Annotated in this window: 13 protein-coding genes; 8 read left to right on the top strand and 5 right to left on the bottom strand. The window is 57.3% G+C overall.

What is annotated here, in order from left to right; translation table 11 throughout:
• Positions 1-107: 107 nt before the first annotated feature.
• Together VF639_RS18580 and VF639_RS18575 are read right to left on the bottom strand one after the other, a co-directional pair.
• The gene (locus VF639_RS18580; protein WP_331147435.1) at positions 108-1,574 is read right to left on the bottom strand and encodes a cellulose synthase family protein; all 1,467 of its coding nucleotides are present in this window, start codon (positions 1,572-1,574) and stop codon (positions 108-110) included.
• Between the two features lie 130 nt (positions 1,575-1,704).
• The gene (locus VF639_RS18575; RefSeq protein WP_331147434.1) at positions 1,705-2,397 is read right to left on the bottom strand and encodes a glycosyltransferase family 2 protein; all 693 of its coding nucleotides are present in this window, start codon (positions 2,395-2,397) and stop codon (positions 1,705-1,707) included.
• A gap of 165 nt (positions 2,398-2,562) precedes the next feature.
• Here VF639_RS18575 and VF639_RS18570 point away from each other — a divergent pair, with 165 nt between their 5' ends.
• From VF639_RS18570 to VF639_RS18550, 5 genes are all read left to right on the top strand, one after another.
• Positions 2,563-3,030: a peroxiredoxin gene (locus VF639_RS18570; protein WP_331147433.1), complete on the top strand. Its 468-nt coding sequence runs from the start codon at positions 2,563-2,565 to the stop codon at positions 3,028-3,030.
• 116 nt (positions 3,031-3,146) lie between these two features.
• Positions 3,147-3,716: a hypothetical protein gene (locus VF639_RS18565; RefSeq protein WP_331147432.1), complete on the top strand. Its 570-nt coding sequence runs from the start codon at positions 3,147-3,149 to the stop codon at positions 3,714-3,716.
• Positions 3,717-3,918: 202 nt separating this feature from the next.
• Positions 3,919-4,944: an alpha/beta fold hydrolase gene (locus VF639_RS18560; protein ID WP_331147431.1), complete on the top strand. Its 1,026-nt coding sequence runs from the start codon at positions 3,919-3,921 to the stop codon at positions 4,942-4,944.
• An 88-nt stretch (positions 4,945-5,032) separates the two neighbouring features.
• The gene (locus VF639_RS18555; RefSeq protein ID WP_331147430.1) at positions 5,033-5,419 is read left to right on the top strand and encodes a hypothetical protein; all 387 of its coding nucleotides are present in this window, start codon (positions 5,033-5,035) and stop codon (positions 5,417-5,419) included.
• A 75-nt stretch (positions 5,420-5,494) separates the two neighbouring features.
• Complete coding sequence (locus tag VF639_RS18550) at positions 5,495-6,439, top strand: hypothetical protein (RefSeq protein ID WP_331147429.1); 945 nt, start codon at positions 5,495-5,497, stop codon at positions 6,437-6,439.
• On the opposite strand, the gene VF639_RS18545 is transcribed toward VF639_RS18550, so the two are convergent.
• From VF639_RS18545 to VF639_RS18535, 3 genes are all read right to left on the bottom strand, one after another.
• Entirely contained in the window at positions 6,405-7,775 is a 1,371-nt protein-coding gene (locus VF639_RS18545; protein WP_331147428.1) for a 4Fe-4S binding protein, read from the bottom strand. The genes VF639_RS18550 and VF639_RS18545 overlap by 35 nt on opposite strands.
• A gap of 64 nt (positions 7,776-7,839) precedes the next feature.
• Entirely contained in the window at positions 7,840-8,106 is a 267-nt protein-coding gene (locus VF639_RS18540; RefSeq protein WP_331147427.1) for a hypothetical protein, read from the bottom strand.
• A 98-nt stretch (positions 8,107-8,204) separates the two neighbouring features.
• A complete protein-coding gene (locus VF639_RS18535) occupies positions 8,205-9,554 on the bottom strand; it encodes an NAD(P)/FAD-dependent oxidoreductase (RefSeq protein ID WP_331147426.1) in 1,350 nt (449 codons plus the stop codon).
• Between the two features lie 172 nt (positions 9,555-9,726).
• Between VF639_RS18535 and VF639_RS18530 the strand changes: the two genes are divergently transcribed.
• The 3 genes from VF639_RS18530 (at position 9,727) to VF639_RS18520 (ending at position 11,733) form a co-directional block, all read left to right on the top strand.
• Positions 9,727-10,491: a DUF547 domain-containing protein gene (locus VF639_RS18530; protein ID WP_331147425.1), complete on the top strand. Its 765-nt coding sequence runs from the start codon at positions 9,727-9,729 to the stop codon at positions 10,489-10,491.
• 118 nt (positions 10,492-10,609) lie between these two features.
• A complete protein-coding gene (locus VF639_RS18525) occupies positions 10,610-11,023 on the top strand; it encodes a hypothetical protein (RefSeq protein WP_331147424.1) in 414 nt (137 codons plus the stop codon).
• 128 nt (positions 11,024-11,151) lie between these two features.
• Positions 11,152-11,733 carry a methyltransferase family protein gene (locus VF639_RS18520; RefSeq protein ID WP_331147423.1) on the top strand — a complete coding sequence of 194 codons (582 nt, stop codon included), beginning with the start codon at positions 11,152-11,154 and terminating at the stop codon, positions 11,731-11,733.
• The last annotated feature ends 218 nt before the right edge of the window (positions 11,734-11,951 follow it).

Raw genomic sequence — 11,951 nt, 5'->3', positions numbered from 1 at the left:
TGACAGGCTCGTGGCCTTCAAAGGAATTGGCAACGATATACGCATTGTAGCGCGGAAATCCTGTGGCTTCCGTTCCGCGCTACATTTTTCTTGTAGCTAGCCTCTGCCTACTTCCGGTGCCGCATCGAGTAGTAGAAAGTTAAACCATAGCCGGCCATCAGCATCAGGTGGAAGGGGATCAGGCCCCAGTCGCCAAGGTATAGCCCGGCCCCGATACCAAACGCGAAGTACAAGGAAAGCAGCCCCTCTGAGAGCGTGAGGCCATCGAGGAGAGAGCCCGTGCGGTAGCGGCGGCCCCGCCAGGTGCCTTGTCGGTTGACGAGCCCCAGCTTAGGCGTCCGGATAAAGGCCGATTGCTTGCCGAACCAGCCTAGCAGCACGGCCCGCGTATTGTGCAGCGTCAGGCCCATCGACATCGACATAAACAGCAGGAACTTAGGCGTGAACCACCAGCCGGAAGTAGTTGGCTGGTCGAGGCGCCAGCTGCTGTAGTAATAGTAAACCAGGGGCACGTAGGGCAGCAGAAACACCGACGACAGTTGCAGCAAGGGTTTGAGCTGTGGCAAGTCGACGCGCACGAACACCAGGGGCACACTTATCACCGCCATCAGCATAATAGCCACGAACACGGTGCTGTTAAGCAAATGCGACGCGGCGTGCCACTTGGTAGCCGTGGTTTGGTTGGAGCGCAGCACCGTGCCTAAGTGCTTACGGGCCGTTTCAGCCGCGCCCTTGGTCCAGCGAAACTGCTGCGACTTCAAAGCGTCCATGGCGGCGGGCAGCTCGGCGGGGGCCACCACTTGGGGCAAGTAGCGAAAGCGCCAGCCGCGCAGTTGGGCCCGGTAGCTTAGGTCTAGGTCTTCAGTGAGAGTATCAGTGTGCCAGCCGCCGGCGTCTTCGATGCAGGCGCGCCGCCACACGCCGCCGGTACCGTTGAAGTTGATGAAGTGCCCGCCGCTGGTGCGGCCTACCTGTTCGAGGTAAAAGTGAGCATTCAAGCCAAAAGCTTGCAGCTCGGTTAGCATGGAATATTTTTCGTTGAGATGACCCCATCGGGTTTGCACCACGCCCACATCAGGCGCGTCGAAATAGGGTATAGTTCGACGCAGGAAGTCGGGCTCAGGCACGAAGTCGGCGTCGAAAATGGCAATGAACTCGCCGTTGGTAAGCTCAAGGCCATAGCGCAATGCCCCGGCCTTGAAACCTTCGCGGGTGGGGCGGCGCACATGGTCGATGCGCAAGCCGCGGGCCCGGTAATGCGCTACCCGGGCCGCTATCAGTCCCACGGTTTCATCGGTGGAGTCGTCGAGGACTTGTAGATGGAGCTTGTCGGCAGGATAGTCGAGTAAGGCGCAGGTGTCGAGCAGGCGCTCCACCACGAATACTTCGTTGTAGATGGGAAGCTGCACCGTCACACGGGGCCAGGAAGTTGGGGCGGGCGGCTCGGAAGGCAGCCCGCGCGCGTAGGCGCGGCGTGCCATTTGGGTCAGACGAAATTGCGTAACGCTGAAGGCCAGAATAAAAATCAGGCAAAACCCATAAAGCACCAGCAGCGTGACCTCAAGAAAAAGCATGCAGATGGGGGGAGTGAGGAGCGAGGAGCGAGGAGACAGGAGCTAGTCGGAAGGAGCTAGGAGACAGGAGAACATACATCCTCCTAGCTCCTAACTCCTAGCTCCTAGCTCCTTCCGACTAGCACCAAACTCATAAATACCGAAAAATTGTCCAGATGATTTTGTAGCCGGCGCCCAAGGTGCCGCGTACCGTGCCCGATACCTTGCTCGTGCCGATGCGGCGGCGGTAGCGCACGGCCACTTCGGTACTCGGAATCTTGAGTTTGGCGGCTTTGAGCTGCATTTCCACGGTCCAGCCGTAGGTGGTATCCTGCATACCGATGCGCGCGAGAGCCGAGGCCCGAATGGCGCGGAAGGGACCTAAATCGGTGTAGCGGGCTCCATAGAGGCGTCGCAGTAAGTTGGTAGCCAGCCAGTTGCCGAAGATTTGTTGGGGCATCATGGAGCCCGTTTCCCGCTCGCCCAAAGCCCGCGAGCCAATGACCATATCGGCTTCGCCCCGCAGAATAGGGGCGAGCAGCAGCGGCATCTCCTCGGGATAGTCGGAATGGTCGCCATCCAAAAAGACGATGATTTCGGGCTGTTCGAGGGCGGGGCGGGCGTAGCAGCGGGCCATACCCGCCAGGCAGGCGTGGCCGTAGCCAGGCCGGGGCTCGCGAAGCACGGTAGCACCCGCAGCGCGCGCCACCGCGCCCGTTTGGTCGGACGAATTATTATCGACCACAATAACCTCTCGCACCAGGCCGGCCGGAATTTCCGCCAGCACCTTCGCTATCGACTGTTCTTCGTTATAAGCCGGAATAATAACATCAATCAAAGGCATCCTATCAATTTCAAGTAACTGTAGTCAGGTTATTGGGCGCCAGCTTCACTTTTCAACAGGCGTTGGAAGCTGCAAATATGCGGTTTGTAAGATCACAAAATCCTACTCATTCAAATTCTAGCCTTGTACGCTACTTTTACGGTTTCAACCTGAACGGTAATCCTCATGCTCCAGCTTGGTGACATTGCTCCCGACTTCACTTTAAAAACCACCACTGGCGAGGCGTTCCGCTTGGCCGACCAGCGGGGACAGCGCGCCATCGTGCTCTATTTCTACCCGAAAGACGACACACCCGGTTGCACGGCCGAGGCCTGCTCGTTTCGCGACCAGTACCAGGATTTTCAGGATTTAGGAGCCGAAGTGGTGGGCGTCAGCTCCGACTCGGAGGCCTCGCACCAGAAGTTCACTCAAAAGCACCGCCTGCCTTTCCCGCTGCTCGCCGATACCAGCGGCCAGGTGCGCAAACTCTACGAGGTGCCCCGTGCGCTGCTTGGCATCTTGCCCGGCCGCGTCACTTTCGTTATCGACAAAGAAGGAGTGATTCGCTACATTTTTAATTCAATGAACCGAGCCACCGACCACGTCGCACATGCCCGCCAGGTGCTGGCCGACTTGCAGCGGGCTGGTAGTTGATGGTTAGTTGTTGATTGTTAGTTATTAATGGTTGACAGTAAAGCCCTTAACAATTAACCTCTAGCAATCAGCCGCCAACTGTCACCTATCAACCACCAACAATCAACAATCACCTGATGGGTACTTTACGAACGGATATGCTACAGCGGGCGCAACGCAACCGCCGCGTAGTATCGTTGCGAACCAGCAACGGTTTGTTTCTAGGCTACGTCCTCAGCCACAACCCCGAATTGCTGATGCTGCGCACCATCACGCGCCAGGGCTTGCCTACCGGCGTCCAGACCATCAGCCTCAACACGGTCACGCAGATGCATTTCGACGACCGGTACGTGCGCCTGATCGAGTTCAAGGAGCACAACCCCGAGGTGGTATATGCCCTGCCCGCCACGCCCGGCGGCCTGGAAAACCAGTACCTCACCATTCCCGTGCTGCTCCAGCGGGCGCAGGAAGTCCGCCAGCTCGTTATGCTCGAAACCCAAACCGAAGGCTACCTCTACGGCTACGTAGTACGGGTTTCCGAAGATGAGCTGCTACTGGAAACGTACACGCAGTACGGCGAAGCTGATGGCCACTCCGTCCTTAGCTTTGACGATGTGCGCAACGTGATTTGGAGCGATGAGGACACCCGTACCATCGAGCTGCTCCTCAAGCAGGGGGGCTTGGACAGTAGCAAGTCTATGCCTTGAAGAGTGCGAAGTGTAGCGAGGAGCAAGGTTTCAGGTGTTTAGAGCTTATCCGAACAGGCCTGTCCTTCCGACGCAGGAGGAACCTGAGTTAAGGTCTTTCAACGGCTTTGTCCAGATTCCTCCTGCGTCGGAATGGCAGGCTCTGTTCGGATAGCCGCTTAGGCATGGCCGCCAAAACCACCTGTTTTGCGTAAGCCGAGAATTGAAAATCCTGTCGATTCTGTTTATGCTTTGCTGCCGCTACTTTCTACTGCTCTTCTTTGCCCTGTTGACTGCTACACTGAGCGTAGCGCAAACCGCCCCCACCGCCCTCAATGCCACCCTCGACGGCTACGAGTATCCGTTTCCGGTGCGTATGCTGCCCCTCAAGTTGGAAGGCCAGCGCCTGCGCATGGCTTACATGGACGTGCCCGCCAGTGCCAAACCCAACGGGCGCACGGTGGTGTTGCTGCACGGCAAAAACTTCTTTGGGGCCTATTGGCGCGAAACCATCAAGGCGCTGACTGCTGCTGGTTTCCGGGTAGTAGTGCCCGACCAAGTAGGCTTTGGCAAGTCCGACAAGCCGGATATTCACTACTCCTTCCACCAACTAGCCCACAACACCAAGCATCTGCTTGATACCCTCGGGGTTCAGAAGGCCACCATCGTCGGGCACAGTATGGGCGGCATGCTGGCCACTCGCTTCGCGCTGCTTTACCCTGGCACTACCGAAAAGCTGGTGCTCGAAAACCCCATTGGCCTGGAAGACTACCGCGTAGGCGTGCCCTTCCAAACCATCGACCAGGCCGAAGCTACGGAGCGTAAAAGCACTGAGGAAAGCATCCGGAAGTACCACGCCACCTACTACCCCAAAGGCTACCCCAAAGCCCACGACGAGTGGCTACTGCCCCTGGTAGCCCAAACCCGCCACCCTGATTTCCCGAAAGTAGCCCGCGCCAATGCCCTCACCTTCGACATGATTTACCAGCAGCCCGTGAGCTACGAGTTCAGCCAGGTTGCGGTGCCCACACTGCTTATTATTGGGCAGGCCGACCGGACGGTGGTTGGTAAGGGCCTAATCAAAGACCCGAAAGTGCTGGCCCGGATGGGGCAGTATCCGGCGCTCGGTCAGCGCACGGCAACCCAAATCAAAGGTGCCAAACTGGTGCCGCTGCCCGGCATAGGGCACATTCCGCACCTGGAAGCTACGCCGCAGTTCCTGGAGGCCCTGCTGGCGTTTGTACGGTAGCAGTTACAAGAAAATTTGTCTTGCAACCTTCTCAGGGGCAAACAAGTCAATAGAGCAGCCGGGTATTATAGTTAAACTAAACGAACCTATGAAAACGTTGCTGCTTCTTTTGTTTTCGCAGGCCTTCTTAACTTCTGTTCAGGCACAGATAACGCCTCCAAGTCAGCTGAAGCTCAGTGAAAAATTCAGGCTACAGCCCCGTAAGCTAGGGCGGGTACTGACTTCCGTAGCCGGGCCGGAACAGCAGCAGCTAGCATCCGGCAGCACGTATCGTAGTCAGCCGCACACGCTACGTATTGTTGTGCCGAGCGCTGAGAATGAGGCAAGCAAAATGCCACAGGCTGTAACCCAAGCTACCGAGGCACCCGGCGGAGTACGGCAACTGCCTTTGCAGCAGTACCAGCCTGAGCAGTCGGCGGATAAGCTGGAGGGTAATTTTGCTCCGCAAGACAAGCATTCGGGCGGCAAGCCGTAAGTTGCACCCGATTCCGTGTGATTGTTGTCTTCTATGGTTAAAAGGTATCTGTACGGGCTGTTCCCCGCCTTGTTGTTGATTACCGCTCTTGCGCAGGCGCAGCAGCCAAATCCTCTTATACCTGTTCTTAGCCGGCCATCGGTTTCTCCTAAGCTACCTCAGGCGCCGAAACCATCAGCTAAAACTGCTGCTCGCCGCCCGACAACCAAATCGAAAACAGCCAAGCCGGTTGCCAAGCCAGTAGTGCCTAAAGTGGAGCAAGCGGTTGTTGTAAGTGTCAGCGACTCTGTGAAGGGGCGTTTTATAGTGCCGCAGGTACAACTACCCGATGCAGCGGCGGCGGCACGCATCAACCTCGGATTGGTCGATGCAGCGCTAGGCGAAGACCTGGAGGATGTTCCCCAACCCCTGCTCGTTAACACGGCTATTACGCAGGCGCACACCGAATTTGAAGCCAAAACAAACGATTTTACAGAATGCCGATACGAAGTGCTCTACAACGACCACGGCGTATTATCAATGGAGTTCACCTCGGAGTATCGCGGAGCCTACCCTTCCTCGGTGAAGCGCCACGCCACATTCGACCTGCGCACCGGCCGTTTGCTGGAAGTGCGCGATTTAGTGGCCGATACCCTAGCTCTGCAGCAGCGCTGGCAGCAGTCCATCAACCGCCGCATAACCGGACACCTACGCACCCTCCCCAAAGACTACCCACAAATAGAAACCGACCCTAATTTGCTGACCGACGTTAAGCGGCGGCTATACTGGAACGACAGCACCAGCACCGTAGAGCTGCAAGCCGGTGAGCCGCGCTTCTACGACTTTGCCGTTACGTCGTTTGGCTTGGTGCTCTACTACGATTTTGGCTTTCCCCACGTCCTGGAAGCCTTGCAGCCTGACACCGATTACCAGCTCCTGTATACCGAAATCAAGCAGTGGCTGCAACCGAAAGGGCCGTTGAGTTTCAAGATAGAGGCGTCGCCTCCTAGCTTAAAATCCGTAACGAGTCCGCGTGGATGAGGGGAGAAGCCTGGTAGCGGCCGTCGCGGGGACCGTTTTCGAGGTTGAGCACGCCGCGGGGGCAGGCGGTGCTGCACATGCCGCAGCCCACGCAGGCCGCCCGGATGATGGGCTCCCCGCGCTGCGCGTACTGCTTTACATCGATGCCCATTTCGCAGACGTTGGAGCAGTTACCGCACGAGATGCACTGCGCGCCGTTGGTGGTAATGCGGAAGCGGGAAAAGTGCTTCTGCAGCAGCCCCAGATACGCCGCCATCGGGCACCCAAACCGGCACCATACGCGGTTGCCTAGCAGCGGGTAGAAGCCAACGCCCACCACGCCCGAAAACACCGAGCCGATTGCAAACCCATACGCCTTCGACAAGGGCTCCGCTACGGGCTGCAAAGCGGCTACGGCTCCCGAAGCGGCCAGCCACAGTATAACCGTGAGCAGCACGATAAACCCGAGGATGGGGTACATGATGCGTACTTCCCAGCGCCAGGCGCCGCGCCGTTTGTCGGAAAGGTGGCGGTAAGGGTCGCCGGCAGTTTCGGCCAAGCCACCGCAGCCGCACACCCACGAGCAGTACCAGCGCTTGCCGTAGAAGTAGGTGAGAATAGGGGTGCCCACGAGCGACATCACTACGCTCCAGAAAACCAGGAACACCCCCAGGCCCGGCCCGCCATCCTTCAGCAGGTAGTTCACCGTGCCCGGAAACAGATAGTCGTATTTCAGGGGCCAGAAATAGCTGAAGTAGTATTCCGGCTTTTGAAAAGCCAGCAGCAAGCCCGGCAGCAAAAAGGCAAAGCCGAGCTGAAAGAACATCACCGAAACCGTACGAATCCGCTGGTACGGTGAGTGGCGGTACTTCCACAACGCCCGACCACCCATTACGAGTATGGCCAGGGTGTAAAAAGTACCGTAGAGCAGCCACTGGTCGGCGGGCTTGTGGCGCAGCCATTGGCTGAACGGGTCGAGGGCGTGCACGAGCTGGTTGAAGGGGCCGAAGTTGCCTTGCTCATCGGGGCTACTGAACCAGTACAGCACCACGTAGAAGCCAGTGAGCACCACAGCTGTTAGCCAAGCCACGGCCCCGCGCGCGGTGCTGCTGCGCAACCACAGGTTGTTTTGCTTTACACCCGCATCACCCCGCCCAAATTTCCACCAAGACCAGGCGAGCGTGCCCCCGCTTATCAGCGCCAAACCCGCGTACAAGCTGAACCGTGCCCGCTCCGCATCGGCATCAAAGGCCACCGTGGAGACAGCCAACAGCCCTAGCCCAATAACGGTTAGCAGGATTTTTTCAGTGACCGATACGTCGACTAGCGGCGGCTGAGGGAGAGTGAGCGAAGACATAAGTAATCGGTTAAAAGTATCCAATAGCCATACAGAGCAGGCTTAATCACCAAGCGCGATAGTTTTAGTGCGTATCATGGTCGTGGTCGTCATCCTCATCGTGGTGATGATGGTGATGGTGCGGCTCATCGGGCTTGCCAAAGTAGTTGAGCAGAGTGCCGCCCACATAAAGGCCTATCCAGCACACATAGAGCCAGTTGAAGCCCACGGGTGTGCTGTGGGTGAAATAATGCAGAATCAGGTGCGCCGCGGCGCTCATGATCAGGCCCGTCACGGCAATGAACTGAAAGCTGTTGAGGGCGCTTGGTCGGTATAGTTTGTTGAAATCCATGAGGTTCGGTAAGAAATCTGTTCTGAGTCTGGCCTTGGTTCAGACGAGCTTCTGTTGGGTTGCTAGCGCTATAACGTGCCGGCGACCAAAGCAGCCGTTCAAGTACCGGACGCCGATAGCAAACGGGCAAACAATCCTCGGCGGCGCTGCAATACAACTGGCTGCGCCGGAAATTGCTTGTTGAACTGCGCCACCATAGCGGCCTCGTGCTGCCGGAAAAATTCCGGATCGAAGTTGGCGGCGCCTAACTCCCGCAGCACCTCGTGGATGGGCGTATTGGCTTGCAGCCACTGTTCCCATACCTCGTGGCGCTGCCGCAAGCCCATGGCGTTCATGCCCGTTACGGCAAAGTTAGCCGCCGGCCGGAAGTTGATGCGCAGCGCGTGCATAGCAGTAGGGTGCTGCCAGTAAAACGATTCTTCGCCCTCAACAAGTTCGGCGGGTACGCGGCCGTAGGTTTGGTATTCGAGGTTGAAGAACTTGGCCGAGTTAAACCAAATGCCGCGCCGATAGGGGGTAAGCTGGCCGCAAATGGTATGCGCGACCGTCTCGCCTTGTGCCCGGCCCGTGTACCAGAGTTGCTCTATAGGCACCTCATTGGCGCCGGCCTGGCGGTGCTGCGCGCAGTCGCCGGCCGCAAAAATACCGGGCACGTTGGTTTGCAGCAGCTCATCCACCAAAATGCCCCGGTCGGTTTCGATACCAGCGGTTTGAGCCAGCAGCAGATTGGGTTGCACGCCAATGGCCAGTCCCACCCACTGCGCTTCTATTTCCTCGCCGGCCGTGGTACGTATGGCTCGCACGCGGCCTTCGGCGTCGGGCAGCAGCTCGGCCAACTCGGTGCGGTAGCGGACCTCGATGTCGTGGGCGCGCAACTGAAGGTTGATAAGCTCGGCTTCTGGTTTGGGTAACACGGAGGCCCAGTATCGGTCGTCACGTATCAGCATCGTGACCTGGATGCCTTTGGTGTGCAGCATTTCGGCCAGCTCTATGCCAATCAGCCCGCCGCCTACCACCACGGCCCGCCGGATGCCGTGCGTGTCGCGGGTCATTTGTTCTAAGTCGGGTAGGGAGTAGAGGCCTTGCACGCCGCGCAAGTGCTGGCCGGGCCAGGTGGCCAAGCGGCTCACCGAGCCGGTAGCCAGCAAGAGCTGGTCGTAGGACAAGGTTTGGCCAGTGCTTAAACTTAGCTGCTTGTGCGCCGGGTCTAGATTGGTAGCAGTGGCCTGTACCAGTTCCAGACGGTTTTCAACCCAAAACCAGTCTTCAAACGGCTTGATATCCTGGTAGCGCAAGTGGCCCATGTACACGTACATCAGGGCCGTGCGCGAGTAGTGGTGCGTAGTTTCGTCGGATACCAGCGTGATACGCACGTCGGGGCGCAGCCGCCGTGCCGTAACAGCCGCCGTGACGCCCGTAATTCCATTACCGATAACAATTAAATGCATAAGTGAAAAAGATACGAGGTAGAAAACCCAACAGCTAGCGACTTCTCGTAAAGTTGAGCAGAAAATATCACTGAGTGCCGAAGCTTGAATCTCATAAGCGGCATTAGGCTTATATTACTTACTGTTGTGCTGTGGTTAGTGCCTCGTCCGTCTCTCTTTCATGCTTTCCTATATGAATTTCTTGCTGGCTACCCGCCGTCTGGCCGTTGGCCGTTTACTAGCTGTGTTGTTGATTTTCGTGGTAGCCAACTCGCCCGTCATGGCTGGCATGGCACCCCGCTCACTGCATGAGGAGGTTACCGCCTTCCTGAAAAAAGTAGTCACCTCCGACGGACAAGTGAACTACACCGCCGCCCGCCGCGACGCGGCCACCTTGCACACGCTGATCCAGCGCGTGCAGACGTTTGATGCGGCCGCTGCTTCAGCTCCCGAACGCAAAGCCTTCTACTTAAACGCCTACAACCTCACCGTTATTAAAGCGGTGGTTGATGCGTATCCCGTGGCGTCGGTGATGAAGTTGCCAGGCTTTTTCGATAAAGAGAAACACGTTATTGCCGGGGAGCCACTGACGCTCAATGAGCTGGAAAACAACAAGCTGCGCAAGGTGTACGCCGATCCGCGTATCCACTTTGCCTTGGTGTGCGGGGCGCGGGGCTGCCCCCGGCTGCGGGCCGAAGCCTACGCTCCAGCCACCCTCGAAGCCCAACTAACCGATCAGGCCCGCAAAGTGTTGCAGGACCCGCAGTTTATTCGGGTAGATGCCGCCGGTAAAAAAGTGCTGGTGTCAGAAATTTTCAAGTGGTACGAGGCCGATTTCAAGGCCACCGGCAAATCCACGCTGGCGTACATCAACCAGTACCGGACAGCCAAGCCCCTGCCGGCCACCGCCACCACCGACTTCTACACCTACGACTGGACGCTAAACGACCGGAAATAGCAAGCAATCGTGAGGAAACTGGAAGTGCCGGCCCAGGCTGATTGCCTGCGCTTTACAACCTCACCACCTGCCACCCGTAAGAATCAAAGGCAATTCCTCACCTTTAATTCTCACGCTCATGATACTTAACAAATTGTTCGGCAAAGACGAGGTCAACGACGAAGACAAAGAAAACAGCCAGATCACCGAAAACCAGCCAGCCCCTTACAACGAGCAGCTCGAAGAAGAAAAAGCTTACAAAGCCGACCAAAGCAACGGCAAAGAAGCCAATGATCCTTCGGCCTACCGCAATATGGGCGCGCAAGGCTATACCCAGCGCAGCGACCAGAAAGACCAGCTCGAAAATCTGCACATCGGGGGCAGCGAAACCGAGCCCCAAGGTGGCAACGACCACACCAATGCGGGCGAGATAGCCTCAGGGCCCGGCTTCGAGTCGGAAGGCAGCGTGGAGCTGGACCACACGTTACGCACCCGCCACCAAGAGTTTGGCGATAAGACGACCAGCGGCCCTGCCACCACCGCCCACGACTAATTAATCTAGTGGCTGCGCGTTCAAAGCGCATAGAAGCATAATGCAAAAAGGCTGCCTTCCGAAACGGAGGCAGTCTTTTTGCATTATGACCAAATCCAAAACTAGCTCTTTCTTCGTTTGTTTCTATTATGTTGGCGATTCTTGTTGTCTGTTGGGTTCTGTATTATTGTGTGCACAGCTTATTGGCGGCTCCTAGCTTGAAAGCTGCCGTGTTCGGTCGGTGGCCGGCGGCGGTACGGTTCTACCGGCTCGCCTATAATCAGCTGTCGGTATGGCTGTTTTTAGCTGTGCTGCACTATCAGGGGCTGCTACCCGCTGCTCCGTTGTGGAAGGGCACAGTGGGGCTGTCTGTTGCGGGTGGTGGGTTGCTGGTGGCGGGCTTGGTTTTGGCTGTGCTAGCGCTGCGGGGGTACGACCTAGGCGAGTTTGCTGGCTGGCGCTACGTACGACACGGTTCTGGCGCCGGAGCCGGGCCTCTGCGCACAACCGGACTCAACGCGGTGGTCAGGCACCCGCTTTACTTAGGAATATTGGTCGGACTAACAGGTTGGGTATTGTTGCATCCAACACTGCCGTGGCTGGTATTTGGAAGTTGCGCGGCAGCGTACGTGGTAGTGGGAGTCCAACTCGAGGAACGCAAATTAGTATCCCAGTTCGGCGAGGCATATCAAGAATATCGGCGCCGGGTGCCGCAGCTATTTCCCCTGTAACTATGTAGGATCAGTTCAACTTGAAATTGCACTTGCATTAGTATATGTTCGTGATAGCCTACCGGTTGTGTTTAAAGTCAGGGCAAACGCATGAAGCTTACGCAAGGAGTTGTTTGAGGTAGTCAATGTCGTAGGCGGCCTTCACGCGCCGTTTTGCCAGACTTAACCCGTCGCGTTGCTGGGTGAGCACTTGCAGGGTGAGTTTACGGAGGGTGGCC

Origin of the sequence: Hymenobacter sp. (assembly GCF_036387835.1) — a bacterium.
GTDB lineage: Bacteria > Bacteroidota > Bacteroidia > Cytophagales > Hymenobacteraceae > Hymenobacter.
Note: the sequence above shows the minus strand (reverse complement) of the source record. Positions and strands in the feature narration are given on the sequence as shown.

Excerpts from the sequence above, each read along its gene's own strand:
- VF639_RS18580 (WP_331147435.1), bottom strand. The coding sequence starts at position 1,574 with ATGCTTTTTCTTGAGGTCACGCTGCTGGTGCTTTATGGGTTTTGCCTG.
- VF639_RS18575 (WP_331147434.1), bottom strand. The coding sequence starts at position 2,397 with ATGCCTTTGATTGATGTTATTATTCCGGCTTATAACGAAGAACAGTCG.
- VF639_RS18570 (WP_331147433.1), top strand. The coding sequence starts at position 2,563 with ATGCTCCAGCTTGGTGACATTGCTCCCGACTTCACTTTAAAAACCACC.
- VF639_RS18565 (WP_331147432.1), top strand. The coding sequence starts at position 3,147 with ATGGGTACTTTACGAACGGATATGCTACAGCGGGCGCAACGCAACCGC.
- VF639_RS18555 (WP_331147430.1), top strand. The coding sequence starts at position 5,033 with ATGAAAACGTTGCTGCTTCTTTTGTTTTCGCAGGCCTTCTTAACTTCT.
- VF639_RS18545 (WP_331147428.1), bottom strand. The coding sequence starts at position 7,775 with ATGTCTTCGCTCACTCTCCCTCAGCCGCCGCTAGTCGACGTATCGGTC.
- VF639_RS18540 (WP_331147427.1), bottom strand. The coding sequence starts at position 8,106 with ATGGATTTCAACAAACTATACCGACCAAGCGCCCTCAACAGCTTTCAG.
- VF639_RS18535 (WP_331147426.1), bottom strand. The coding sequence starts at position 9,554 with ATGCATTTAATTGTTATCGGTAATGGAATTACGGGCGTCACGGCGGCT.
- VF639_RS18530 (WP_331147425.1), top strand. The coding sequence starts at position 9,727 with ATGAATTTCTTGCTGGCTACCCGCCGTCTGGCCGTTGGCCGTTTACTA.
- VF639_RS18525 (WP_331147424.1), top strand. The coding sequence starts at position 10,610 with ATGATACTTAACAAATTGTTCGGCAAAGACGAGGTCAACGACGAAGAC.
- VF639_RS18520 (WP_331147423.1), top strand. The coding sequence starts at position 11,152 with ATGTTGGCGATTCTTGTTGTCTGTTGGGTTCTGTATTATTGTGTGCAC.